This window comes from Mycobacterium sp. IS-1264 (assembly GCF_001954195.1).
Taxonomy (GTDB): Bacteria; Actinomycetota; Actinomycetes; order Mycobacteriales; family Mycobacteriaceae; genus Mycobacterium.
In genome coordinates, this window is record NZ_MBES01000010.1 from 1 (window position 1) to 23,551 (window position 23,551).

Below are 23,551 nucleotides of genomic sequence, written 5' to 3' on the forward strand. Positions count from 1 at the left end.
TTCGCCATCTTTTCGGGTTGGGGGGCGGCGCGGGGCGCGGTTTTGGCGGGGGTGGCCGCGGGGCGGGTCCCGCACTTCTTGCGGCCGGGGGGGGGGGGGGGGGCCAACGGTGATCCAGCGCATCTTTCCCTTTCCGACATCGAGGCGGACCTCGAAGCCGAGGGTGTCGCGATAGAAGGCGAGCGATGCTTCGGGGTCGTCGTGCGGAAGGAAGCTCGAATGAATGGTGACGTCCATGACCGTCAGGCTAGGTGGGCGTCTGCGGCGGGCGCTTCTCGATTCCTGATCGGTCTGGTGACCTGTTTTTCCACGCATGGCGGCAGGCTGGCCGTCCCGCCCGTCGTGAGTTCCCGATAAGCGCTGGGCGGCATGCCGACAAGCTCGGTGAACCGAGTGCTGAAGGTCCCGAGCGAGGAGCAGCCGACCGCGTAACAGACTTCGGTGACGCTGAGGTCGCCGCGGCGCAGCAACGCCATGGCGCGTTCGATGCGCCGCGTCATCAGATACGAGTACGGCGACTCCCCGTAGGCGCGCCGGAACTCGCGGCTGAGGTGCCCGGCGGACATGTGTACCCCTCTTGCGAGCGCCTCGACGTTGAGGGGCTGCGCGTAGTCACGGTCGATGCGGTCGCGGACGCGACGCAACCGAGCGAGGTCGCGCAGGCGCTGCTCGGCCGAGCTGTCGGTCACCTGGGCGATGGTGCCACGTCCGGCCACGTCGGTGCTCGGCGAGTGTCTACGCCACCAGCTCCGGATGGAACTTGGTCGCCATCCGGCGAAGCCCGTCGCGCCAGTCCACCGTCGTGCCCCCGATCAATTCGTGCATCTGCGTCACGTCGGTGGGATTGCCGCGCAGCGCCTGGGCGCTCTCGTCGAAAACCGGCTCCTTGCCGACCAGCGAGCCGAGGTAACCACACCACTCCTGGAGGCTGACGGCTTGATCGCCACACCAGTTGACCGTGGTCGCCGGAACCGACGCCGCTTCGAGCAGCTTCGGAATGGTCGCAATGATGTCGTCCTCGTGGATCGGGTTGTAGCGGGCGGGACCGCCGGGCGGGACGGGGATCGGGATACCGGCCAGGATCATCTCCATGTGGTAGAACGGCCACCCGCCGTTGTCGCCGTATGGGACGTTGAGCCGCGCGATGGTGGTGGGAATGCCGAGCGCGCGCGCCATCGTCCGGGCGACGACCTCCCCGGCGATCTTGGAGATTGAATAGGTCGGGAACAACGGTTTGTGGTTGTCGCCCAGGGCGGCGCGCTCGGTGCGCGGTTCGTCGTCGGGCGGGTCGTAGACGGCCGCCGACGAGCAGTGCAGAAATCCTTTCGCGTTGCGGCAGTGGGCCATCAGCAGACCGACGGACTCCGCGTTGGCTCCCAGATCCTTGTCCCAGTCGCCGCTCTTGGCGACGGCCAAATTGAGGACGTAGTCGAAGTCGGACGGGATCGCGGCGAAGTCTCCAGCCGCCAGGTTGACGGTCTCGCACCGCACGCCGGATTTCTCGAGTGCTTCACGGGCCGCGGCATTGGTGAACCGCGCGATGCCCCAAACCTCGTTGTCGACCGCCAGGGCCTGGGCAATGGGACTGGCCACCTGCCCGGTGGGACCGGTGATGAGGATTTTCTCGCCGCGCATGCGCAAAATGGTAGGCGACCGTCGGGTGGCGGGACGCCAGAGTCAATGCCTACTATTTGCGTATGCATGCAGATAGCTGTATTGCCCATGTCGACCCCCATGACCATGACCACGACCACGACCATTCGAGGGGTCTGCGTGGGGCGATCAGGGAGATCTTCGCCCCGCATTCTCACGGCGCCGCCGACAGCATTGACGATGCCCTGGAATCCAGCGTCGCGGGGATCCGGGCGGTCAAGATCAGCCTGGTGGTACTCGGGCTGACCGCGACCGCCCAGCTCGCCATCGTCATGGTTTCCGGATCCGTTGCACTGGCCGCCGACACCGTCCACAACTTCTCCGACGCCCTCACTGCGGTGCCGTTGTGGATGGCGTTCGCGTTGGGCACCAAGGCCGCCACGCGCCGCTACACATACGGGTTCGGGCGAGCGGAGGATCTGGCCGGTTTGTTCGTGGTCGCGACGATCACGCTGTCGGCGATCGTCGCCGGGTACCAAGCCGTCGTGCGGCTGACCCATCCCGAACCGATCGGGCACATCGGATGGGTGGCGCTGGCGGGGCTGATCGGGTTCGTCGGAAACGAATCGGTGGCCCTCTATCGGATGAGGGTCGGGCGCCGGCTGGGCTCGGCCGCGTTGGTCGCTGACGGCTTACATGCACGCACCGACGGGCTGACTTCCCTAGCGGTGCTGTGCTCGGCCGGCGGTGTCGCGCTTGGGTTCCCGCTGGCGGACCCGATCGTCGGCCTGGTCATCACCGTGGCGATCCTGGCCGTACTGCGCACGGCGGCACGCGACGTGTTCCGTCGTCTACTCGACGGCGTGGACCCCGCGCTGGTCGACGCCGCCGAACACGCGTTGGCGGCCCGCCCCGGGGTGCACGCGGTGCGCAGTGTGCGGATGCGCTGGATCGGCCACCGCCTGCACGCCGATGCCGAACTGGACGTCGATCCCGATCTCGATCTGGCGCAGGCGCATCGCATCGCCCACGACGCCGAACACGAACTGACGCATGCCGTCCCGAAACTCACCAGCGCGCTGATCCACGCCTATCCCGCCGAGCACTAAGCGGCCAGTAAACGGCCACTAAACGGCGTAGTGTCCAGAGGCCATGGCCACAACGATCCGTTTCGTCGAGGCGAATGGGCTGAAGTTCGGCTATCTCGAGGAGGGTTCCGGGCCTCTTGTGCTGATGCTGCACGGGTTTCCGGATACGGCGCACACGTGGGACGATCTTCGACCGCGCATCGCCGCCAGCGGCTACCGCGCGGTCAGCCCGTTCCTGCGCGGCTATCACCCCAGCGCTATCCCGGATCGCGACACCGACCAAGAGACCCTGGCGCGTGACCCGCTTGCGCTGATCGACGCGCTAGGCGCACGCGACGCGATCGTCATCGGGCACGACTGGGGTGCCTCGGCCGCGTACGGCGCGGCGGCGCTGGGCCCGGAGCGGGTGACGAAGCTAATCGTCGTGGCCATTCCACATCCGGCGACGCTCAAGCCGTCACCGAAGAAGCTTTGGGGCGCTCGTCACTTCGTGGCGTACAAGCTGCCGGGAGCGTCGAACCGCTTCGCGCGCAACGACTTTGCGGCCCTACCCGCCATCTACCGGCGCTGGTCGCCAACATGGAACCCCGATCCCGAAGAGTTCGACGCCGTGCGCGCGTGCTTTTCCAACCGGGCGAGCTTGGACGCGGCATTCGGCTATTACCGCAAGCTCTCCCCCATCCCCAGCGCGTCGCTGCGGGCGCGGATCACGGTGCCGACGGTCGTCTTCGCGGGACTCGACGATCCGGTCGTCGAGCCCTCGGACTATCGATCCGCCGCCCGGATGTTCGACAACGAGTACATCGTTGAGGAGGTCGCGGGCGGGCATTTCATGCACCGGGAGCATCCCGAGGTGTTCGCCGCGCGGCTTTTGGCTCATCTGTAAATCAAGCCGGCGCCCGCCCGCCCGACTTTTGCGCATTCTGCTCAGCTCGGTGGTACGGTCCCCTCATGGCCGCCAAGGGTCGCATCGACTTGCGACTCGCCACCCAGGTATTGGTGTTGCAGCTCGTCGTGGTGACGCTGGCGTTGATCATCGCGTTCGTGCTCTTTGCCCTATTCAACCGCCAGCGCCTGGACAGCCAATACCACGTCCATGCCACCGATATCGCCCGCGTCGTCGCCTCATCGCCGACGGTGGTCACGAACATCGCGCGCTACGACGCTGCACCGTTGACCCCGAGCCCGGAAGTGGTTGGCGAACTGGCGGGGGGTCCGATCCAAGGCGTCGCGTCACGGGTTGAACAGCGCACCCACGTGTTGTTCGTCGTGGTGGCCAATGCAGCCGGCATCAGGGTCGCGTCTCCGCAGCGCGACAGGTTGGCCCATCATGTCCTCGCCGACATCGCGACTCCGTTGGCCGGGCAGGAGATGACGTCGCATGACGACACCGTTTTCGGACGCGCAATCGTTGCGAAAGTCCCGGTGTTCGAGCCGGGTTCCAATCGGGTGTTGGGTGTGGTCATCGTCGGCATCTCCACGAAGGCCTTCGACGATCAATTTTCGAAAAATCTGCAGGTGCTGGGCGCGATGGGAGGCGTTCTCCTGCTGATCGGCGCGGGCGCTTCGTTGGCCCTTGCCCGGCGGTGGCGAGGGCTGACGCTGGGTTTGCGGCCGGCCGAGATTACCGAGCTGGTACGCAGTCAGGCGGCGGTGCTGCAGGGCATCGGCGAGGGTGTGCTAGCGGTGGACACATCCGGACAAACCACGTTCATCAACGACGAGGCGTGCCGGCTGCTCGAGATCGGCAACGAAACGGGCCGACCCATTGACCAGATCGGCCTGACCCCGCGAGTGCTCGACGTGTTGAGTTCCGCCGATTCGGCACCCACGTTGGCCACCGTCGGCGAACGCATCGTCGTGGTCTCGGCTCGGCCGGTGGTGCGCGAAGGACGCGAGCTGGGAACGGTTCTGGTGGTGCGGGACCGAACCGACGTCGAATCGCTGACCCGGCAGCTCGACGCCGTGCAGGTCATGAGCACGGTGTTACGCGCACAACGCCACGAGTTCGCCAACCGTCTGCACTTACTGAACGGCCTGTTGCATGGCGGTCACGTCGACGAGGGACTGCAATACCTGGAAGAACTGCTCGGATCGGGACCGCTTGGGTCCGCGCTACCCGGTATCGACTCCATCCGCGATGCCTACCTGCAGGCATTCTTGGCCGCCAAGGCCGCGGCCGCACGCGAGGCCGGCGTGACGCTGACGATCGGCGAGAACACCTGGGTGCCCGGCCGGCTCGTGCTGCCAGTCGACGTCACCACCGTCGTGGGCAATCTGCTGGACAACGCGATCGACGCGGTTCGGTTGAGCGACAACGAGACCAACGAGGTGGAAGTCGAACTGCTGCAAGATGGTTCGACGCTGCACATCACGGTGGCCGATAGCGGCGACGGCGTGGCGCCAGACTTCGTCGAGGATCTGTTCACCGAGGGCCGGACCACGAAGCCGGACTCCGGTATACCGGGCGGCCGCGGGATCGGCCTTGCGCTGTCGCGGCAGATCAGCCGCGCCCTCGGGGGCGACCTGTGGCTGGCCAGTGCGGGCAATCCGGAGGCGCCGCTGGGCGGCGCGGAGTTCATGGCCCGGCTCCCGGGCGTGATGGTTGAGGAGGCGCAATGGGTGACGCAGAGCTGACCGTCCTGGTGGTCGATGACGACTTCCGCGTCGCCAACCTGCACGCCGAGGTCGTCAACACGCTACCTGGCTTCACGGTGACGGCCACCGTGAACACGCTCGAGGCGGCCCGGAACGCGCCCGCCGTCGACCTCGCGCTGGTCGACGTCTACCTGCCCGACGGGTCCGGCATCGACTTCATCCGTGAATTGCATTGCGACAGCATCGTTTTGACGGCGGCAACCGAGGCGGCCACGATCCGCGCCGCGATGTCGGCGGGTGCGGTGAACTACCTTGTCAAACCGTTCGCAACCACCGAGCTGGCCGCGCGCCTGGCCGGCTACGCGCGCTACCGCAAGATCCTGGCCGGCCAAAACCTCACCGCGAGCGACGTGGATGCGGCGCTGGACGCCCTGCGCCCCAGGATCGCTCCCCCTGCGCAGGCCACCATCGCGGCTTCATCCACCAAACAGCTTGTGCTGCAAGCGTTGCGCGTATCAGAGAAGCCCAAGTCGGCGGCGGAGGTTTCCGCGGCCATCGGGATCTCGCGGGCAACAGCCCAGCGGTATCTGGCGGCGCTGGCCGGTGACGGTGACGTCACCGTCGGGTTGCGCTACGGCACGACGGGCCGCCCGGAGCAGGAATTCGCCGCCAACGCCAAGTCGGCGCGTCCCCTGCGCTGAGCGGCGATTCGCGCGCAGGCTCGACGCCCCAGGCGCAGGCTCGCCGGGCGAGTGGCCCGGCGCCGGCGATCGACGCGCGACGAGCCCGTGCGTCCTGCTGGGCCAGCGCCCGCCGGCGCCGGGCCGCCGAGCGGCGAATGTTGCTGGCCACCAAGGCATGCGGCATGTCGCCGTGGATGCAGGTGAGCGCCGCGGGGGCGGGCCCGGTGGCAGCGGGGACGGCTTTCGCCGGCTTGGCGACCTTGGCCGGCCTGGCAGGCCACCAGTTGGCCTTCCCTACCAGAGCGGCCAGGGCCGGCACCGTGACCGTGCGGACCACGAAGGTGTCGATCAACAAGCCCATGCCGATGATGAACCCCGTTTGCACCATGGTCGACAGGCTGCCGGTCAGCATGCCGAACATCGAGGCGGCGAAGATGATGCCGGCAGACGTGATGACACCACCCGTCGAACGCACGGCGCGGATGATGCCGGATCGGATGCCGAAGCGTGACTCTTCGCGAATGCGCGTGATCAACAACAGGTTGTAGTCGGCGCCGACGGCCACCAGCACGATGAACGCGGTCGCCTGCACGTTCCAGCTGATCGCCTGGTGGAGCACGAACTGGAAGAAGACGACACCCAGCCCCACCGCCGAGAGGTACGAGATCACCACGGAGGCAATCAGATACAGCGGGGCCACGAGCGCCCGCAGCAAGATCACCAGGATGACGAACACGACGAGCAGCGTCATAATGACGATCAACCGAAAGTCATTGTTGTAGTAGCTGCGCAGCGTGGTGTACATCGGGGTCATGCCGACCATCGAGATTGTCGCGTCCGACAGCGTGGTGTTCGGTTGCGCCCCGCGCGCGGTGTCCAGGACCGACTCGACCTGGTTCATCGCGGCGGTGCTGAACGGGTCGAACTTCGTCTCGACCATGTAGCGCACCGCGTGGCCGTCGGGTGAGATGAACATCTTGGCTGCGTTTTTGAAGTCGTCGGAGGTGATCACCTGCGGCGGGATGTACAGGCCGGCCATGGAAGGCGTCGTGGCGTCGCGCTTCATCGACAGCAGCAAGTCGGCCGCCTGGCTCATGCCCAAGCCCATCTTCTTGGTCTGCTCGACGAGAGTGCGCACGCCAACGGCCAGCCGGCGGCTCCCGTCGGCCAGTTGGTCGGCGGCCGCCTGCATGGCTCCGATCTTCTGCGACATGCCGGCGGTGCTGCCGCCCGCCGCCCGCAGGCTGTTCGATGTCGTGGCCAAGAGTCCGGTCAGGTTCTGCACCGCCGCCTGGATGGCGTCAACCGAGGGGCGCGGGATCGAACCACCGAGCATCGGGGCCGCGGCCGCGGCGACGCTGTTTGTGAGCGTCGCAATGGACCCGTTCGCCAGCTGACGGACGTTGTCCAGGACGGTGGCCGCCGCGCCGAGCTGCTGCTGCGCCTGGCCCACCGTCGCAGCGAGCCGGGTCATCGGCCCGCTGGCGGCGCGGACATGGTCGCGAACTTCGGCGAGGCTGGCCGCTAGTTGGTCGGCGCCGTTGGTGAGCGCGTCGAGGTCGCTGGTCCGGTCGCTGATCTGGGTCGACGCGTCCTGGAGCTTGGAGCCGACCGTGCCGGCTTCGTTGCTGAGCTTGGCCTGATCCAGCGGCTGCCCGGTAGGCCGCGTGATGCCGCGCACCGCGGCGATGTCGGGCAGCTGCGAAACGCGTTGCGCCATCTGGTCCAGGTCGGCCAGAGCCCGCGACGTCCGCAGGTCGTGCGGCGACCGGACGTAGATGTACTCCGGCAGCAGCGTGCTCGTCGAAAAGTGAGCTGCCATCGTCGAGTAGCCCACGTTGCTGGGCGACGACTGCGGCAACTGCAGGCGGTCGTTGAAGCTCGGCCGCAGGAACGCCGCGCAGCTCGCCAGCACGATGAGCACCGACACGCTGGCCAGCAGGTGTGCCTTCGGCCGGCGCACCAGCTGAACGGCTGAGCGCTGCCACATGCGGCCAGTGAGCGGCGGTCGTGGCTTCACCCAACCGCGCCGGCCGGTGAGCACGAGCATGGCGGGCAACAGCGTGACGGCGGCGACAAACGCCATCCCGACCGAAACGGCAAGCGCCGGACCAATACTCGTGAACGCGGGCAGTCGGGTGAACACCATGCCCAGGAACGTGACGGCGACGGTGGCCGCCGATGCCGCGATGACCTCACCGATCGAACTCAGCGCCTTCTGCACGGCCACATCGGAGTTCATCCCCGACCGGATGTACTCGTGGTAACGGCTGATCAGGAACACCGCATAGTCGGTGCCAGCGCCGAAGATCATGGCCGTCATCAACGCGATCGTCAGCGAGGACACCCCAAGCCCGGCCTGCGCTAGCGCCGACACCGCTCCCTGCGCCGACGTGACCGAAATACCGAGGACTATCAGCACCACCGCCACCATGACCGGCCGCCGGTAGATCACCAGCAGGATGGCCAGTACCAGCAACGCGGTGACCGTTTCGATCATGTGCATGTCGCGGGTGCTGACGATGGTCAGGTCGCCGGCCATGGCGCCCTGGCCGGTCAGCTCCGCGGTCAGCGTCGACCCCGCGGTGGAACGCTTGGCGATCTCCATGATCCGCTGGTATGCCCGCGTGGACTCCGGAGTCCCGGCCGGCGCCCGCAGACTCACCGCCATGTAGGACGCCTTGTTGTCCGCGCTGGCCATCAGTGGACGCAGCGCGGGGGTGGTCACGACGTCGTGTACGCCGCTCACGTCGCGGGCGTCGCCGCGCAACGTGGCCGCCAGCTTGGCGTAGGTCTGCTCGTCGACGGGCTGCAGACCCCGGTTGTCGGTCAGCACCACGACCAGGATGTTCTGTGCGGACTCACCGAAATCCTTGGCCATCTGGTCGGCAGCCGCCATCGCCTGGGGCGGAAACGGCTGTAGGGGCTTGCTTTCCACGACCTTGGTCAGGGGAGGGAACGCCACCGCCAACACGGCAACCACCGCGGCCCAGGCGGCGATGATGAGCCAGGGCGCGCGCACAACGAGGAGCCCTAGTCCCCCGAACACACCCGTCGCGGGGGCCGAAGCGCCGGCGGCGTTGGTTGCGGCGGCAGGCTTGAACATGGTGAGACCCCTCTATGGTGTGTAGGACCGTCTTCGATAGATCGAACCTATGGCGGCCTCAGCGCGGGGTCTCGCTTGTCGGCGATAGTCGCCATTAGCCGCGATTCCCCGGTTTTGCGCGTTGTGCTCAGAGGGTGTCGGCAACCGGCTCGGGGCACGGCCAGCCGATGGTGGCCGACAGGGACAGTTCGTTCAGGACGCTCGAAAGTTGCTCGCGTAACTGGTCATTCGAGTTCCGCCGCTCGGCCTGATACGCACAGATCGAGACGAATATCTGTCCCTGCACCCGTCCCGAGAGCAACCCGAGCAGGCCCCCGGTTGGCTGTACCGTCGCCTTGGTGGCGCCCGGGCACAGCGACTTCATGGCGAAGTGGTCCGCGGCCGTCCCGTCGGGCCGGTTGGCGGCGGCGTTCACCCCACCGAGGTTGGACGATCCGCTGGTCGTCGCGCCGCCGAGGGCCACGCTGACCATTCGCCTAATCAGCCACCGCGGCAACAGCGGAGCCAGGGGCAGCAGTGCCAGCCGCTCGTCGGGCACCTCCCGGTGGCGGATCAGCGCTCGCTTGATCGAGGAACGGATCTCGGTGAGGTCCGTCGCGGCGGCCGCAGGGTCGACCGTGATGTCGGCGCTCGTGATGGCGTTGGCGCGAGTGTCGCCGTCGACGCGCTCGTTGACGGGTATCGCCAACGTGACCATGCCGTTCCGGGCGACTCGCCCCGCCCGCTGGGCGAGGCGCGCCGCCAGTCCCCCTAGCAATGCGTTGCTGGTTCCGCCGAGAGCGCGGGCGCGGGCGTCCCACTCCGCGGCGTCGACAAAGATCGTTGCCTTCGCGGGCGTGATGCGTTCGTCGGCTCCGGCCGACGGCGCGAGCGGACGGCTGAGCGCCGCCGCGCCGGAAACGTCGCCGCGGTTGTCCCGTGCGAACCGTGCCGCGGCAACGACGGCGCGCGCCATCGCCGGGATGTCCCGCGCGGTCTGGCGGGCATCTTCCCGCAGCGCCCGCCAGCGCTCCCGCGACCCGGCGGCGGGCCAGCTGATCGGGTCGCGGTAACCGGCGGCCGCGTCCGCCAACGCCTCGCACAGCCCGATGCCGTCGATAAGGGTATGTGAGATAACGAAACTCACGCCCGCGCCGCCGTCGGTGAACGGGAGCACCGCAAGGTGCCAGCCGGGCCCGCGCTCGGCATCGAGACGCGTGTCGGCCTGCTCATCCAGCCAGGCATCGAATTCGTCCCGTGGGCGCGGCGCCGGCACGATCTCCAGCTGGGACTGGCCGCGCGGCGAGACCCAGCGGTGCCGGCCGAACGGCAGGGCGGAGCGTTCGATGCGGCGCGACAACCGTCCCCGCTGCAGATTGCGGTGAAACCTGCGCAAGCCGTCGATGTCGGGCGCGCGGTTGTACACCCAGACACACTGCAGCAGGTTGGTGGTCCCGGTCGCTCGCTCGCCGGCGAACGCGGTCTGGTCCATCAAATCCAGTACGTTGCTCATCTTCCTGGGTCCCCTCTGGGTGTAGTCGCTACGCGGGCAGGCCGTACATTTCGGGCGACGTGGCTGTCCAATCGGACGTCGCAGAGAGCGAAAAGTCCCGCAGAACGCTCGAAATGTCCTGCCGCAGCACCTCGTTCGAGTTCATGCGATTCGGCTGATACGCCAGGGCCGAGACGAAGACCCGTCCCCGTGCTCTTCCCGACAGCAACGCCAGGATGCCCCCGGTGCGGTCCATGATCGACGTGGTCGCCCCCACGTTGTAGCCCTTGATGGCAAAGTGGTTCGCGTCGCTGCCGTCCGGGCGGTTGGCGGCGGGGTCGATCCCGCCGAGGTTGGAGGAAACGACCCCGGCGCCCCTGGCGGCAGCCATCCCGATCATCTGCCGGACCAGCCACCGGGGCACGAAGGGGGTCAGCGGCAGCAGCGCCGTCCTCTCGTCGGGCACCTCCCGATGGCGGATCAGCGCTTGCTTTGTCGCGGCGCGGATCTCACGCAGGTCGGTCGCCGCCGGTGTGGGGTCGACCGCGAACTCAGCGCTCGTGACGGCGTTGGCGCGGGTGTCGCAGGCGGCGCGCTCGTTGACCGGCATGCCCACCGTGACCGAGCCGTCGCTCGCGACGCGGCCCAGCCGCTGGGCGAGCCGCGCCGCGAACGCGGCGAGCAGCGTGTTGCTGGTTCCGCCGAGGGCGGCCGCACGCGCGTCCCACTCGCAGGCGTCGACGAAGATGGTCGCCATCGGCAGCGCGATGCGCTCACCGGCTCCAGCCTTCGAAGCGCGTTGTCCGGCATGGGGAGTCGCGGCACCGCCGCCGTTGCGGCGAGCGAATCGGACGGTGGCGACGGCGGCGCGGCCGACCGCCGGCAGGTCGCGCGCGGTTTGCCGGGCGTCTTGCCACCAGGCCCGCCACCGCCGGCGCGACCCGGCGGACGACCACCTGACAGGGTTCTCGCGGCCGGCCGCCGCGTCCGCTAGCGCCTCGCAGAGCCCGACGCCGTCGGTCAGGCAGTGGGTGACGACCAGGCTCACCCCGGCGCCGCCGTCGGTGAACGGCAGAGCCGCCAGGCGCCATCCGGGTCCGTGCTCGGCGTCGATCGGCGAGTTGGCTTGTTCGACGAGCCAGGCATCGAATTGCTCACGCGGCCGCGGTGTTCCGGCGACCTCGACGTCGGACTGACTCGGGGGGGAAACCCAGCGATGGCGGCCGAACGGCAGGGGTGAACGTTCGATGCGCCGCGACAACCGGCCCCGTTGCAGGCACTGGTTGAACTTGCGCAGGCCGTCGGTGTCGACCCCGCTTTCGTACACCCAGACGCACTGCAGGACCGACGTGACTCCGGTCGCCCGCTCACCGAGAAAGAATGTCTGGTCGATGAAATCTAATACGTTACTCATTGTCCTGCAGAACCTTTCGCTCAGACTGTCAGCTTGTGAAATGGGGAATCCGACCAGCCGGTGGTGGCGGTGAGTGAGAAGTCACCGAGCGCGCCCGACAGGTTGCGCCGCAGGTCGTCGTCGGCGTTCGGCTGGCCGGGCTCATAGGCGAGGACGGAAACAAACACCCGGCCCTGCGTCCGCCCTGACAGCAACACCAGCAGTCCGCCCAGCCGGTGCATGACCGCCTTGGTCACACCCGGGCCGAGGGACCTCATGACGAATTGGTCGGCCTGCGTGCCGTCCGGCCGGTTGGCGTCCGGGTTGACGACACCGAGGTTGGACGAAACGACGCTCGTGGCGCTGCCCGCGGAGACGCTGACCAATCGACGGACCAGCCAGTGCGGCAGCAGCGGCGCCAGGGGCAGCAGGGTGAACCGCTCGTTGGGCTCGGAGTTAGAGCCGACCAGCGCGCGCTTGACCGTGGCGCGGATCCCGCGCAGGTCCGTCGACGGCGCCGCAGGATCGACGGTGAAGTCGACGTTCGTGATGGCGTTGGCGCGGGTGTCGCCCTCCGTGCGCTCGTTGACCGGCAGCGTCAGGGCGACGGAGCCGTCCGCGGCCAGCCGTCCCACCCGCTGGGCAAGCCGGGCCGCCAACCCGGCGAGCAGGGTGTTGCTGGTCCCGCCGAGGGCATGTGCGCGGGCGTCCCATTCGTCGGCATCGACGAACACGGTGTGCGACCGTAGCGTCGCCGGTTCGTCCGCCCCCGCGGGCAGTGCCGGCGTCGCCGGCGATGCGGCGCTGCCACCGCGGTCACGTCGCGCAAAGCGCGCCGCGGCGACGGCGGCCCGGCCCATCGCGGGGACGTCGCTCGCGGTCTGGCGGGCGTCCTCCCACAATGCCTGCCAGCGCCGGCGCGACCCCGCGGCCGGCCAGCTCACCGGGTCGCGCCGGTCGGTGGCCGCGTCAGACAACGCCTCGCACAGTCCGACACCGTCAGTTAGGCAGTGGGTGATCACGAAGCTCACCCCGGCGCCGCCATCGGTGAACGGAAGCACCGCGAGGTGCCAGCCGGGCCCGTGCTCGGCGTCCAGTGGGGTGTTGGCCTGCTCTGCCAGCCAGGCGTCGAATTCCTCGCGCGGCCACGGCATTTCGACGATCTCAAGGTCGGACTGCCGGCTCGACAACACCCAGCGGTGCCGACCGAACGGAAGGGGCGAGGTTTCGATGCGGCGGGACAACCGCCCGCGCAGCAGGTTGCGATGGAAGCGGCGCAGGCCTTCGATGTCGGGCGCGCGGTTGTACACCCACACGCACTGCAGCAGGTTGGTGGTCGCGGTCGCTCGCTCGCCGAGAAATACGGTCTGGTCGTAGAGGTCGAGTACGTTGTTCATTTCGCTGCGGTCCTTCCGTCGTTTCATCCGGCGTCCGGTCAGGCGATTTCGCCGAAAAGGCTTGGGCGGCGGGAGTATTTGCGTGGCCAGCCGATCGTCGCGCCGAGGGCGAATTCGTCGACAACGCTCGTAACGTGTTGTTTCAGAACGTCATTGGAGTCCACGACGCCCGGCTGATATGCGGCGACAGAGACGACGAGCTGTTGGTGCAGTCGGCCGGAGTGCAACGACAGCATCCCGCCGAGCTGGTGCATCGGTGACTTGGTCACGCCCGGGTACAGAGACCGGACGGCGACGTAGTCGGCGTCGGTGCCGTCGGGCCGGTTGACTTCCGAGGGCGCCGCGCCAAGGTTGGAGGTGACGACGACGTTGCTCACGCCGCCGGTGGCCACGCCGACCATCCGCTTGATGAGCCGCTTGGGCAGCAGGGGAACCAGGGGCAGCAGCGTCTGGCGCTCGTCGTCCTCCTGATCCGAGCGGATGAGCGCGTGCTTGATCGCGGTCCGGATCGCGCGCTGATCGGTTGTCACCAGTGCCGGGTCCACCGTGATGTTGACCATTGCGACGGCGTTGGCGCGGGTGTCGTCGGCGGTGCGCTTGTTGACCGGTATCGCAAGGGTGACCGAGCCGTCCTCGGCGACTCGCCCGATCCGCTGCGCGAGGCGGGCCGCCAGCGCGGCGAACAGGGTGTTGCTGGTTCCGCCGAGCGCCTGCGCGCGGGCGTCCCACTCGTCGGCGTCGAGGAAGATTGTCGCGGTCGGCACCGTGATGCGTTCGTCGGACCCGGCGGCCTGCGGGGGTACCGGGGCCGCGGATTCCGCCCCTCGGCGGTCGCGCCGGGCCAGCCGTGCCGCCGCGGCGACGGCGCGGCCGATCGCGGGCAGGTCACGCATCGTTTGGCGGGCGTCCTCGCGCAGGGCACGACACCTCTTGCGCGACCCAGCGGCGGGCCAGTCGACCCCACCGTCGTAGCCGCAAGCCGCCTCCACGATCGCCAGGCACCCCCCGATGCCGTCGGTCACACAATGTGACAGGACCAGGCTCACGCCCGCGCCGCCGTCGGTGAACGGCAGCACCGCCAGGTGCCAGCCGGGTCCGCGCTCGGCGTCCAATGGGGTGTTGACCTGCTCGCCCAGCCAGGCGTCGAACTCCGCACGGCGGCGCGGCGCGGCGATCTCGAGCTCGCGTCGATCGTTGGCCGAGACCCACCGGTCGCGGCCGAACGGCAATGCTGAGCGCTCGATGCGACGCGATAGCCGTCCCTGCTCAAGATGCCGATGAAACTGGCGCAGACCGTCGATGTCGACCGGCCGGTCGTACACCCAGACGGCCTGCCCCACGCCGGCGGCCCCATCGAGCCGAAAGAAGGTCTGGTCGACTAGGTCGAGTGTGTTGTCCATGTGCCATGTCCTTTTCGGGCATCGAACGAATGTCGTTGCAGTGCACGAGATTTCGATCGAGAGAATTGCGGTGTTACTTGCTTCAGATCGAACGTACGGCCACGGGTGCTTGCGTGTCGCGCTTGTGAGCGATAGTCGCCGATAGCGGCGATTCCGCGATTGTGCGCATTGTGCTCATCGGGCGGGCAGCAGCTCGTCGCATCGCCAGCCTGTGGTCGAGCTCAGCGAGAACTCACCCAGGATCTCCGAGATGTGCCTTTGCAGTTCGGCTTCCGAGTTCACGCCGTCCGGCTGGTACGCCACGACGGAGATGAAGACCCGGCCGTTGGCCCTTCCGGAGAGCAGGGACAGCAGCCCCCCGAGCTGGTGCAACATGCCCGTCGTCATCCCTACGCTGAGCGACCTGATGGCGAAGTGGTCGGCGTTGGTGCCGTCGGGTCGATTGACGGCCGGATGCACCACACCGACGTTGGACGAGCCCACGCTGGCGGCGCTGTTGGTGGCGGCGCCGACCCATCGCTTGCCGAGCTGCTCGGGCACCAGCAGAACCAGGGGAAGCAGCGTCCAGCGCTCGTCCGGCTCCGTCTGCGAACGGATCAGCGTCTGCTTGGTAATGGCCCGGATAGGCCGCAGGTCGCTGGTGGCCGGCGCGGGGTCCACGGTGAAGTCGACGTTGGTGATCGCGTTGGCGCGGGTGTCGCCGGCGGTGCGCTCGTTGACGGCCATCGTCAAGGCGACCGAGCCGTCGGCGCCGGCGCGCCCCACGCGCTGGCCGAGGCGGGCCGCCAACGCCAGGAACAGTGTGTTGCTGGTCCCTCCGAGCGCCCGCGCGCGGGCGTCCCAGTCGTCGGCGTCGACGAAGATGGTGGCCGCGGGCGGCGTGGCTTTTTCGTCGGTGCCCGCCGTGGGCTCCGACGGGGATGCGACGGCCAGGGCGGCGTCGCCGCGGTGGCGCCGGACGAATCGTGAGGCGGCGACCGCGGCGCGGGCGATGCCGGGAATGTCGCGCGCGGCTTGCCGCGTGTCCTCGCGTAGGGCCCGCCACCGCGGGCGCGAGCCGGCCGCCGGCCAGTTGATCGCGCCGTCGTCGCCGCGAGCCGCGTCCGCCAGCGCTTCGCACAACCCGACGGCATCGGTCAGGCAATGAGATGCCACCAGGCTGACCCCGGTGCCGCCGTCGGTGAACGGCAGCACCGCCAGGTGCCATCCGGGCCCGTGCTCGGCGTCGAGGCGGGTCTCGGCCTGCTCAGCCAGCCAGGCATCGAATTCCTGACGGGGCCGGGGTGATTCGACGATCTCGAGGTCGGGCTTGTCGGTGGGCGCTACCCAGCGATGGCGGCCGAACGGCAGCGGTGAGCGCTCGATGCGGCGCGATAGCCGTCCCGACCGAAGGTGCCGATGGAATCGACGCAGCCCCTGGACGTCGGCGCCGCGGTCGTACACCCACGAACACTGGATCAGATTGGTGACGCCTGCCGCCCGCTCGACGCGGAAAAAGGTCTGGTCGACCAGATCGAGTGCGTTGCTCATTTTCGTTGTCCTTTCGCTGTCGCACGTCGCTGTCACACGCTGATGACCGGCACGCCGTGGTTCGAGTTGGCGTGATGCGCAACGGCATCCACCCAGTCGGGACTCGTCTTGACGGCGTAGGAGAACGCCTGAGTCAGCGCCGCCAGGTAGCGGTGCACCGACTTGCGCGCCTCCGCGTTGTCCGGGAAGGAGATCGTCGCGCTGGTCTTGTGCGCCTGGCGATTGATCCACAAGTTGATCCCGCCGTGTGACAGGTTGTCGGCGTAGGTGCCCCAGTTGGCCTCCTCGAAGAGGCCGGCGGCGGGGATCTTGCGAAAGTCGATGAACGACACCATCATTGCCCGGGAATCGGGCGGCTGGACCTTCAGCTCAAGTGGCGCCGCCAGCTCGAGCGCTCGCTCGACGGGCACGTCGGCCAGGGCCTTGGCGGCGTTGAACGACTCCTGAGCCGCCCGAGCCGCCTCGGCGAAGGTGGCAGTGCAAATCGGCACACTGACCGGGACCAGGTTGGCGAACCAGCCCACGGTCATCGAGTCGAGGCCAGGAGTCCGGGTGTCGAACGGTGTGAAGCCGTGATACGTTGCGGCGCCGGTGAACTCGTGGTCGGCAAACGCCGCGCAAGCCAGCACTCCCCCGCTGAAGCGGGCGCCGGCGGCGTGGCAGGCGATCTCGAAGGACTCCGTGTCGGCGGTGTCGAGCAGGTCGACCGTCACAAAGGTGCCGTTGGTGCCGGTCCCGCCGTCACCGACCGGCAGCGGGAAGGTCGGCCACCGGCCGCCGGTGTCGCGCGCGAAGTCGACCCACGCCTTGACCTCCGGCGAGGACAGTGTCAGCTCCGCGAGTCCGTCACGCTGGCGCGCGGCGTAGCTGCGGTAACTCGCCACCTGCGGGAGGGCGACGGCCGCGGCCCCTGTCTGCGACAGGTGCTGGTACATCGTGTGGACGTCGAAGAAGATCAGGCCGGCCGACATCCCGTCGACGTGCAGGTGGTCGACGCTGGCGTAGAAGGTGAAATAGTCGGCGTGCTGAACGATGCCGAACGTAAAACAGTCCCACTCGAGCGTCCCCGGCGTTGTCGTCAGGGCGTGCGTGCGGACCTGGTTGGCGTCCATGTAGCCGAACTCGGTGGGGCTCAGGTCGATGTCCATGGGATCCTCGATCCTGCGGCGGACGATGACGCCGTCCTCGAGCTGGAACCAGTCGTGGTAGGCGTCGTGGCGGCGGACATGCGCGTTGAGCGTCGCCGTCATCACCGGGATGTCACAAACGCCCGGAACGTCCCACGCGACGACCATCAGCCTGGGCAGCTGCGCGGCCCGTCCCGCCGCGTCGTAGGCGGACCGCAGGTGCCGAGCCCTTTGGTAGCTGGGCGCCAAGTCGCTGCGCGGCGCGGCGAGAGCCGCCGCGCGCGCGTCGGCTGAGGCCCGCCACGTGACGACCGGCCCCTCGCCCGGCTGCCACGCGTTGATGCTTCCCAGTGCGACCATTCTCCCGACCCCGTTTCTGTGTAATGCCGCAACGCCGTGCCCCGATGCGCAAGCACATCGCGAAAGTCATTCGTGCGGAGGGTGTTTCGGCTCGCCGCGGTGATCGTGCGGCGCGTTCGGTTATCTGCTGAAACCGAAATTACGGCGCGACGGCTGGGATGTCTCGCTTGTGGGCGATAGTCGAAATAAGCGACGATTACCCGGTTTTGCGCATTGTGCTCACATCAAGCGACCGCAACCGGGACGTAGTCGGTGGAAGTCGCCACCCCGCGCCCTCAGCTCCGCCGGCGGCGGTGCCGGGTCGGGGCTGGCGTCGTCTGTCGATCCGTCTCACGACAACTGCGACGGCGACAAGTCGGGTGAGCAGCGACGGGGCGAGCGCCTGCTATAGCCCAGGCTGATCGTCGATGATGCCCAGCCATATCTGTGCCACGTCGATGGCCACCTTCTCGCTGATGAAAGCGTGTTGCGTCCCGGTGTACATGTCGCGGAAAGCCCGCTCGAGGCGGCTGCCCTCGCGGATCGAGCTGGTGCCGGCGACCAGATGGGCCCATTCGGCGCAGGCTCGGGCCGTGTCCGTGGCATAGACCGCGGCCACCCGCATGTCCGCGCGCAGGGCAGGGGTCAGATCTTCTCCGGCGGCAACCGCCGCCTCGGCGGTGGTGAACGAGTCGAGCACCAGCAGGCGGGCCGCGCGCCAGGCCGCGCGGTGGTGCGCCAGGCCCTTCTGGAACGTGGGCCGGCTGGCCAGGGATGCCATGTCGCTCATCCGGAACTTCGTTGCGGCCAGTTCCTGGACATCGTCGAGCATGCTCTTGGCCACACCCAGCGCCCACGATGCGTGGCCGGCGGCGGTGACGGGCATCAGCCCCATGCGGGTGGCCGGTGACTCGCCGCGACATGGCTGCCTGACGAACAGTTCGAAGGTGCGGCTCGCGGGCACGAACACGCCCTCGGCGCTGTAGTCATAGGATCCCGTCCCTTTGAGCCCCTGCACGAACCAGCCGTCGTCGAAGCTGATCTCTTCGCGCGGAACGACCGCGACCCGCATTTCGGGGAAACCTTCACTGATCCAGCGCATTTCGCCGTTCTCCATCGGCAAAAAGCCCGCCGCGATGTATTGCGAGTGACCGATGCCCGAGCCGAAGTTCCACGACCCGTTCAACAGATAACCGCCGTCAGCGACCGTCCCCTGCCCGTTGGGAAAGAACTGGCCGCCCAGGGTGACGTGGTTGTCGTGCGCGGTAAAAACCTCGGCGAAGCCCTCGTCGGGCAGGTACGCGGCGGCGGCGAACGAGGACGGCAGGTTCGCGATGCCGATCCAGCCGAATGAACCGTCCTGCCAAGCCATTTCGATCCACGTCTCGATCATCTCGGCGAAAAACGGCTCGACACCGCCGGCCACAACGGGATTGAAGGCGGACATCAGCCCGCTGCCCCACATTTCGTCTACGATCGCCGGGGTCAGCGTGCGCATCCGCTCGGATTCGGCGGCTTCGGCCCGCACCAGGTCCCGCATACCGCGAGCCAGCGAAACGACCCGGTCACCGGTGTCGGCTATCGACGTCATAGGGGTGACCGTACCGGCCCGTCCAGCCGCATCGGCAACACAGTCCTACCGTGTCCTTGTGCGATGGATCGTGGACGGCATGAACGTGATCGGTAGTCGCCCCGACGGCTGGTGGAAGGACCGCGGCCGCGCGATAGCCACGCTGGTGGAGACGCTGGACCGATGGGCGTCGGATCGAGGCGAGACGGTGACGGTGGTGTTCGAGCGGCCGCCGTCGACCGCCATCACGTCGTCGGTCGTCGAAATAGCGCACGCGCCTAGAGCGGCCGCGAATTCCGCCGACGACGAGATAGTCCGGCTGGTTCGGGCCGACACAAGCCCGCACGACATTCGTGTGGTGACGTCGGACAGAGCGCTACACGACCGGGTCCGCGCGTTGGGCGCATCTGTTTACCCGGCGGAGCGATTCCGTGAACTCATCGATCCGCGCGGCCGGTGACAGTTAGCTCGGGTGGGTCTTGACGTCGAACTCGACCCGCTCGCCCTCAACCTTGGTGATGCGCATGTTCGCGACGTACGGCATGCCCTCCGGACCGGTGAAGTGACAATCGAACTGTCCACCGACTTTGGCTTCCACCCCCGACGGGCAATGCACGTCGGTCGGATGGAAGCCGGTTTGCTTGGAGACGACATCGACGACCGACTGGGCCGCGCCGTCGGGTTTGATGGTCGCCTTGGAACTACAGCCGGCCAGCTGCACAGCCACTAGGCCGACGAGCATCCCCGCGAGGACACGGACGCAGGCACTTCGGATGAACGGTCGCATCGCTGTGCTCCTTTGCCGCACTCGCGCTGAAAGAATTCTGCGCGGAATCGCAGGCTAACACGCTTTCATTGCGATACAACAGGTTACGAAGATAAATGAGCATGGGCTGCAAAGGTGAACGGTAATGGCACTTCGACACGTCGCGATAGCTGCAACTTTCGCTGTGGTCATCCTGGGTGCGGGGACACCGGTAGCGCACGCAGACCGGCCCCAGCCCGTCCCGCTCTACGGCTCGTACAACACGTTCCTCGATCATTCGAAGCAGACCTTCAACGGCCAACCGCGGGCATCGGAACCGTCGACGCAAGCCGCCAGCTTCACCACCAACTGCGACGCTTCCGGCTGCGTCGCGCACTGGCTATTGGTGGAGCAGTTGCGGGAAAACCCCAATGCCCCAGCGTTGTTCGACTACCAGTGGGCGGGCGACCGGTGGGTGTCGAGCTCGGACTACCCGTTCCACTGCGACGACGGCGGCACGGTCGCGACCACCAGATCCGACTTCCTGGCGCCCAACGGTGACGGAAGCTTCCGCGGCGAGCGGACTTTCGCGGTCGGCGCGCCGGGATGTCCCGGAGATGGTCCCGGGATGTATTGGCTGCCGTTTACCCTGACGCCCACCTGAGCGCCGCCATCGCGCTGACCCGACGAAGGTTCTAGCCGACCGCCGCCAGCGCGGCGTCGTAGTCCGGCTCCTGGGCGATCTCTGGCACCAACTCCGTGTACGCGACGTTGCCGTCGGCGCCGATCACGACCACCGCGCGCGCGAGCAGCCCGGCCATGGGGCCGTCGACGATGCCGACGCCGTAGTCCTCGCCGAAGCCGCCGCGGAACGCCGACCCCGTCTTGACGTTCTCGATGCCCTCCGCCCCGCAGAACCGCGCCTGCGCAAACGGCAGATCTTTGGACACGCACAACACCGACGCCCCGCTGGAGGCCGCACGCTCGTTGAAAGTCCGCACGCTGGTCGCGCACACCGGTGTGTCGATCGAGGGAAAGATGTTCAGCACCACGGGCTTACCACTGAACTGGTCGTTGCTGACCGCGCCCAGATCCGTACCGGTCAAGGTGAAGGCCGGGGCTTGAGATCCGACGGCGGGTAGCTCGCCGACAGTGTTGATCGGGTTTCCACGCAAGGTTATCTGTGCCATGGCCACAGTCTGCCAAGCCCGGGACCGCCACCCGGGGCCAGGTCCGCATGTCCTAATTCGTGGGCTGCACGGCGTAGACGCCATGCCCCCGCGTGGCCAACACTGGATCCATGGCTCGCAAAGTGGTGATCGTCGGCTTTCCCGGCGTGCAGGCACTCGATGTGGTGGGGCCGCATGACGTCTTCAGCACCGCGTCGCTACTGACCGACGGCGGATACGACGTCGTGGTGGCCTCCGCCGGCGGCCAATCCGTCGGCACCGCCACCGGCCTGTCCTTCCAGGCGGCGCAGCTACCGGATCCGGACGACCCGCTCGACACCGTGGTGCTCCCCGGAGGCGGTGGCATCGACGACGCGCGAACCGACAGTGAGCTGGTGACCTGGATCAAAGCCGTCGCCGGCACCGCCCGCCGCATCGTCACGGTCTGCACCGGCGCCTTCCTTGCCGCCGAGGCAGGGCTACTGGACGGCTGCCGCGTGACCACACACTGGGCGTTCGCCGGGCGGTTGGCGCGCGAATTCCCGGCCGTCGACGTCGACCCCGATCCGATCTTCGTCCGTAGCTCCGACACGGTGTGGACGGCCGCGGGCGTCACCGCGGGAATCGACCTCGCGCTCTCGCTGGTCGAGGACGACCACGGCACCGAGCTAGCGCAGACGGTGGCCCGCTATTTGGTCCTTTACTTGCGGCGCCCGGGCGGTCAGACGCAATTCGCGGCGCCGGTATGGATGCCGCGCGCGAAACGGCCCTCGATCCGCGAGGTGCAGGACGCCATCGAGTCCGAACCGGGCGGCTCGCACAGCATCGGCGAACTGGCCCGCCGGGCGACCATGAGCCCCCGCCACTTCACTCGCGTCTTCACCGACGAGGTCGGCGAGCCGCCCGGTCACTACGTCGAACGCATCCGCACCGAAGCCGCTCGCCGGCAGTTGGAAGAGACCGATGACACCGTCGTGGCGATCGCTTCGCGATGCGGCTTCGGAACCGCAGAAACCATGCGGCGCAACTTCATTCGCCGCGTCGGTGTCTCGCCGGATCAGTACCGCAAGGCCTTCGCCTGAGAGGACGCAGCATGACCCAAATTGCCTTCGTGGCCTACCCCGGATTCACCGCCCTGGACATGATTGGACCCTACGAGGTGCTGCGAAACCTTCCGGGCGCCGAGGTGCGATTCGTCTGGCACGATTCCGGGCCGATCACCGCCGATTCGGGCGTCCTGGTCATCGGCGCGACGCATTCGCTGGCCGAAACACCTTCGCCCGACGTGATTCTGGTGCCCGGCGGCCCGTCGACGCCGGTGCATGCGCGCGACGAGCGGCTGCTGGACTGGCTGCGTCAGGCCCACCGGACCGCCAGCTGGACGACGTCGGTGTGTTCGGGGTCGGTGATCCTTGCCGCGGCGGGCTTGCTCACGGACCGGCGCGCGACCTCGCACTGGATTGCGCTTCCCGCGCTAAAGGCATTCGGCGTCATCCCGGTGTCCGACGAGCGAATCGTGCGTCAGGACAACGTAATAACGAGCGCGGGCGTGTCCGCCGGCCTGGACCTCGCGCTGTGGCTGGCCGGGCAGATCGGCGGTGAGGGCCGCGCGAAGGCGATCCAGCTGGCGATCGAATACGACCCACAGCCACCGTTCGACTCCGGGCACATGTCCAAGGCGTCGGCGACCACCAAAGCCGCCGCGACCGCGCTGCTGTCCCGGGACAGCATGAAGCCGGCCAACCTCAAGGCCACCACGTTGCTGGCCTGGGAGCAGGCGCTGACGGCGGTCCGGTCGCGCCGGCGCAAACGCGTCTCGGTTTAGCCCGCGCTAGGCGTTGGGCTGCAGGATCTCAGTCGACGCGAGCTGTCCGCCGGCCTGCATCCACGCCGCGACGACCGCCGGCGCGTCGCGGCCGGGGTTGTAGATGTCTTCCTCGCTGGAAAACAGGCCGTTGCCGCCATAGACCAGCCGAGTCCAGTTCGGGAACCAGAACGGCTCGCCGTCGGGGTCCGTGGGGTGGTCGAGCAGGTTCTTGATCATCATGACGATCGCGTCGTTGTCGTCGTCGTAGGCGATCCACCCATTGGGGAACCGCATGTGCGGGAACGGGGCCATGACCGCGACGATCCAGTCCCGCACCGCCTCACGCCCGTGGAAAACGCCATAGTGATGTTCGGTGTAGACGACATCTTCGGTGAAGAGATCGGCAAAAGGTCGCCAGTCACCCGAGGCGCTGCAGCCCTCGACGACGGTGGTGTAGTTCGCGAAGGCTTGCTCGATTTCGGCCCTGGTGAATTTGCCCATGACGGACACACTAGAACGTGTTCCGGTTTTGGGT

22 protein-coding genes are annotated in these 23,551 nt (G+C 67.9%); 8 read left to right on the plus strand and 14 right to left on the minus strand.

Annotation, left to right across the window (positions count from 1 at the left end):
* From A5744_RS24860 to A5744_RS01920, 3 genes are all read right to left on the minus strand, one after another.
* The coding region (locus A5744_RS24860; RefSeq protein ID WP_240562932.1) for a VOC family protein at positions 1-237 on the minus strand (237 nt) is incomplete at its 3' end.
* Between the two features lie 5 nt (positions 238-242).
* Positions 243-689: a helix-turn-helix transcriptional regulator gene (locus A5744_RS01915; protein ID WP_076058143.1), complete on the minus strand. Its 447-nt coding sequence runs from the start codon at positions 687-689 to the stop codon at positions 243-245.
* A gap of 46 nt (positions 690-735) precedes the next feature.
* Positions 736-1,635: an NAD(P)-dependent oxidoreductase gene (locus A5744_RS01920; protein WP_076057919.1), complete on the minus strand. Its 900-nt coding sequence runs from the start codon at positions 1,633-1,635 to the stop codon at positions 736-738.
* Between the two features lie 62 nt (positions 1,636-1,697).
* On the opposite strand from A5744_RS01920, the gene A5744_RS01925 reads away from it, so the two are divergent.
* The 4 genes from A5744_RS01925 to A5744_RS01940 all read left to right on the plus strand — a co-directional run bounded on the left by A5744_RS01925 (position 1,698) and on the right by A5744_RS01940 (position 5,980).
* The gene (locus A5744_RS01925; RefSeq protein ID WP_076057920.1) at positions 1,698-2,702 is read left to right on the plus strand and encodes a cation diffusion facilitator family transporter; all 1,005 of its coding nucleotides are present in this window, start codon (positions 1,698-1,700) and stop codon (positions 2,700-2,702) included.
* 43 nt (positions 2,703-2,745) lie between these two features.
* Positions 2,746-3,567 (plus strand): alpha/beta hydrolase, encoded by an 822-nt coding sequence (locus A5744_RS01930; protein ID WP_076057921.1) that lies wholly within the window; start codon positions 2,746-2,748, stop codon positions 3,565-3,567.
* A gap of 65 nt (positions 3,568-3,632) precedes the next feature.
* The gene (locus A5744_RS01935; protein WP_083679175.1) at positions 3,633-5,318 is read left to right on the plus strand and encodes an ATP-binding protein; all 1,686 of its coding nucleotides are present in this window, start codon (positions 3,633-3,635) and stop codon (positions 5,316-5,318) included.
* Entirely contained in the window at positions 5,300-5,980 is a 681-nt protein-coding gene (locus tag A5744_RS01940; RefSeq protein ID WP_076057922.1) for a response regulator, read from the plus strand. Before A5744_RS01935 ends, A5744_RS01940 begins: the two co-directional genes overlap by 19 nt.
* Here A5744_RS01940 and A5744_RS01945 read toward each other — a convergent pair.
* From A5744_RS01945 to A5744_RS01980, 8 genes are all read right to left on the minus strand, one after another.
* The gene (locus tag A5744_RS01945; protein WP_083679176.1) at positions 5,895-9,068 is read right to left on the minus strand and encodes an RND family transporter; all 3,174 of its coding nucleotides are present in this window, start codon (positions 9,066-9,068) and stop codon (positions 5,895-5,897) included. The two genes, A5744_RS01940 and A5744_RS01945, sit on opposite strands and share 86 nt — an antisense overlap.
* Before the next feature lie 127 nt (positions 9,069-9,195).
* Positions 9,196-10,560 (minus strand): hypothetical protein, encoded by a 1,365-nt coding sequence (locus A5744_RS01950; RefSeq protein WP_076057923.1) that lies wholly within the window; start codon positions 10,558-10,560, stop codon positions 9,196-9,198.
* Between the two features lie 28 nt (positions 10,561-10,588).
* Positions 10,589-11,953: a hypothetical protein gene (locus tag A5744_RS01955; protein ID WP_076057924.1), complete on the minus strand. Its 1,365-nt coding sequence runs from the start codon at positions 11,951-11,953 to the stop codon at positions 10,589-10,591.
* Between the two features lie 20 nt (positions 11,954-11,973).
* The gene (locus A5744_RS01960) at positions 11,974-13,329 is read right to left on the minus strand and encodes a hypothetical protein (protein ID WP_076058147.1); all 1,356 of its coding nucleotides are present in this window, start codon (positions 13,327-13,329) and stop codon (positions 11,974-11,976) included.
* Between the two features lie 38 nt (positions 13,330-13,367).
* Positions 13,368-14,729: a hypothetical protein gene (locus A5744_RS01965; RefSeq protein ID WP_076057925.1), complete on the minus strand. Its 1,362-nt coding sequence runs from the start codon at positions 14,727-14,729 to the stop codon at positions 13,368-13,370.
* A gap of 174 nt (positions 14,730-14,903) precedes the next feature.
* The gene (locus A5744_RS01970; protein WP_076057926.1) at positions 14,904-16,259 is read right to left on the minus strand and encodes a hypothetical protein; all 1,356 of its coding nucleotides are present in this window, start codon (positions 16,257-16,259) and stop codon (positions 14,904-14,906) included.
* Between the two features lie 32 nt (positions 16,260-16,291).
* On the minus strand, positions 16,292-17,746 hold the full coding sequence (locus A5744_RS01975) for a condensation domain-containing protein (protein WP_076057927.1): 1,455 nt from the start codon (positions 17,744-17,746) through the stop codon (positions 16,292-16,294).
* A 385-nt stretch (positions 17,747-18,131) separates the two neighbouring features.
* Complete coding sequence (locus A5744_RS01980; RefSeq protein ID WP_076057928.1) at positions 18,132-19,316, minus strand: acyl-CoA dehydrogenase family protein; 1,185 nt, start codon at positions 19,314-19,316, stop codon at positions 18,132-18,134.
* Positions 19,317-19,374: 58 nt separating this feature from the next.
* Between A5744_RS01980 and A5744_RS01985 the strand changes: the two genes are divergently transcribed.
* The gene (locus tag A5744_RS01985; protein WP_076057929.1) at positions 19,375-19,755 is read left to right on the plus strand and encodes an NYN domain-containing protein; all 381 of its coding nucleotides are present in this window, start codon (positions 19,375-19,377) and stop codon (positions 19,753-19,755) included.
* 3 nt (positions 19,756-19,758) lie between these two features.
* On the opposite strand, the gene A5744_RS01990 is transcribed toward A5744_RS01985, so the two are convergent.
* On the minus strand, positions 19,759-20,082 hold the full coding sequence (locus tag A5744_RS01990) for a DUF4333 domain-containing protein (protein ID WP_240562933.1): 324 nt from the start codon (positions 20,080-20,082) through the stop codon (positions 19,759-19,761).
* 124 nt (positions 20,083-20,206) lie between these two features.
* Here A5744_RS01990 and A5744_RS01995 point away from each other — a divergent pair, with 124 nt between their 5' ends.
* Positions 20,207-20,704: a hypothetical protein gene (locus A5744_RS01995; RefSeq protein WP_076057931.1), complete on the plus strand. Its 498-nt coding sequence runs from the start codon at positions 20,207-20,209 to the stop codon at positions 20,702-20,704.
* A 31-nt stretch (positions 20,705-20,735) separates the two neighbouring features.
* Here A5744_RS01995 and tpx read toward each other — a convergent pair whose 3' ends face one another.
* Positions 20,736-21,230 (minus strand): thiol peroxidase, encoded by a 495-nt coding sequence (tpx, locus tag A5744_RS02000; protein WP_076057932.1) that lies wholly within the window; start codon positions 21,228-21,230, stop codon positions 20,736-20,738.
* Positions 21,231-21,340: 110 nt separating this feature from the next.
* On the opposite strand from tpx, the gene A5744_RS02005 reads away from it, so the two are divergent.
* Positions 21,341-22,291, plus strand: a complete 951-nt coding sequence (locus tag A5744_RS02005) for a GlxA family transcriptional regulator (protein ID WP_076058148.1) — start codon at positions 21,341-21,343, stop codon at positions 22,289-22,291.
* 11 nt (positions 22,292-22,302) lie between these two features.
* A complete protein-coding gene (locus A5744_RS02010) occupies positions 22,303-23,034 on the plus strand; it encodes a DJ-1/PfpI family protein (protein WP_076057933.1) in 732 nt (243 codons plus the stop codon).
* A gap of 6 nt (positions 23,035-23,040) precedes the next feature.
* Here the strand turns inward: A5744_RS02010 and A5744_RS02015 are convergent, their stop codons facing one another.
* Positions 23,041-23,517: a nuclear transport factor 2 family protein gene (locus A5744_RS02015; protein ID WP_076057934.1), complete on the minus strand. Its 477-nt coding sequence runs from the start codon at positions 23,515-23,517 to the stop codon at positions 23,041-23,043.
* Between the last annotated feature and the right edge of the window lie 34 nt (positions 23,518-23,551).

Excerpts from the sequence above, each read along its gene's own strand:
- A5744_RS01920 (WP_076057919.1), bottom strand. The coding sequence starts at position 1,635 with ATGCGCGGCGAGAAAATCCTCATCACCGGTCCCACCGGGCAGGTGGCC.
- A5744_RS01925 (WP_076057920.1), top strand. The coding sequence starts at position 1,698 with ATGCATGCAGATAGCTGTATTGCCCATGTCGACCCCCATGACCATGAC.
- A5744_RS01930 (WP_076057921.1), top strand. The coding sequence starts at position 2,746 with ATGGCCACAACGATCCGTTTCGTCGAGGCGAATGGGCTGAAGTTCGGC.
- A5744_RS01935 (WP_083679175.1), top strand. The coding sequence starts at position 3,633 with ATGGCCGCCAAGGGTCGCATCGACTTGCGACTCGCCACCCAGGTATTG.
- A5744_RS01940 (WP_076057922.1), top strand. The coding sequence starts at position 5,300 with ATGGGTGACGCAGAGCTGACCGTCCTGGTGGTCGATGACGACTTCCGC.
- A5744_RS01945 (WP_083679176.1), bottom strand. The coding sequence starts at position 9,068 with ATGTTCAAGCCTGCCGCCGCAACCAACGCCGCCGGCGCTTCGGCCCCC.
- A5744_RS01950 (WP_076057923.1), bottom strand. The coding sequence starts at position 10,560 with ATGAGCAACGTACTGGATTTGATGGACCAGACCGCGTTCGCCGGCGAG.
- A5744_RS01955 (WP_076057924.1), bottom strand. The coding sequence starts at position 11,953 with ATGAGTAACGTATTAGATTTCATCGACCAGACATTCTTTCTCGGTGAG.
- A5744_RS01960 (WP_076058147.1), bottom strand. The coding sequence starts at position 13,329 with ATGAACAACGTACTCGACCTCTACGACCAGACCGTATTTCTCGGCGAG.
- A5744_RS01965 (WP_076057925.1), bottom strand. The coding sequence starts at position 14,729 with ATGGACAACACACTCGACCTAGTCGACCAGACCTTCTTTCGGCTCGAT.
- A5744_RS01970 (WP_076057926.1), bottom strand. The coding sequence starts at position 16,259 with ATGAGCAACGCACTCGATCTGGTCGACCAGACCTTTTTCCGCGTCGAG.
- A5744_RS01975 (WP_076057927.1), bottom strand. The coding sequence starts at position 17,746 with ATGGTCGCACTGGGAAGCATCAACGCGTGGCAGCCGGGCGAGGGGCCG.
- A5744_RS01980 (WP_076057928.1), bottom strand. The coding sequence starts at position 19,316 with ATGACGTCGATAGCCGACACCGGTGACCGGGTCGTTTCGCTGGCTCGC.
- A5744_RS01990 (WP_240562933.1), bottom strand. The coding sequence starts at position 20,082 with ATGCGACCGTTCATCCGAAGTGCCTGCGTCCGTGTCCTCGCGGGGATG.
- A5744_RS01995 (WP_076057931.1), top strand. The coding sequence starts at position 20,207 with ATGGCACTTCGACACGTCGCGATAGCTGCAACTTTCGCTGTGGTCATC.
- tpx (WP_076057932.1), bottom strand. The coding sequence starts at position 21,230 with ATGGCACAGATAACCTTGCGTGGAAACCCGATCAACACTGTCGGCGAG.
- A5744_RS02005 (WP_076058148.1), top strand. The coding sequence starts at position 21,341 with ATGGCTCGCAAAGTGGTGATCGTCGGCTTTCCCGGCGTGCAGGCACTC.
- A5744_RS02010 (WP_076057933.1), top strand. The coding sequence starts at position 22,303 with ATGACCCAAATTGCCTTCGTGGCCTACCCCGGATTCACCGCCCTGGAC.
- A5744_RS02015 (WP_076057934.1), bottom strand. The coding sequence starts at position 23,517 with ATGGGCAAATTCACCAGGGCCGAAATCGAGCAAGCCTTCGCGAACTAC.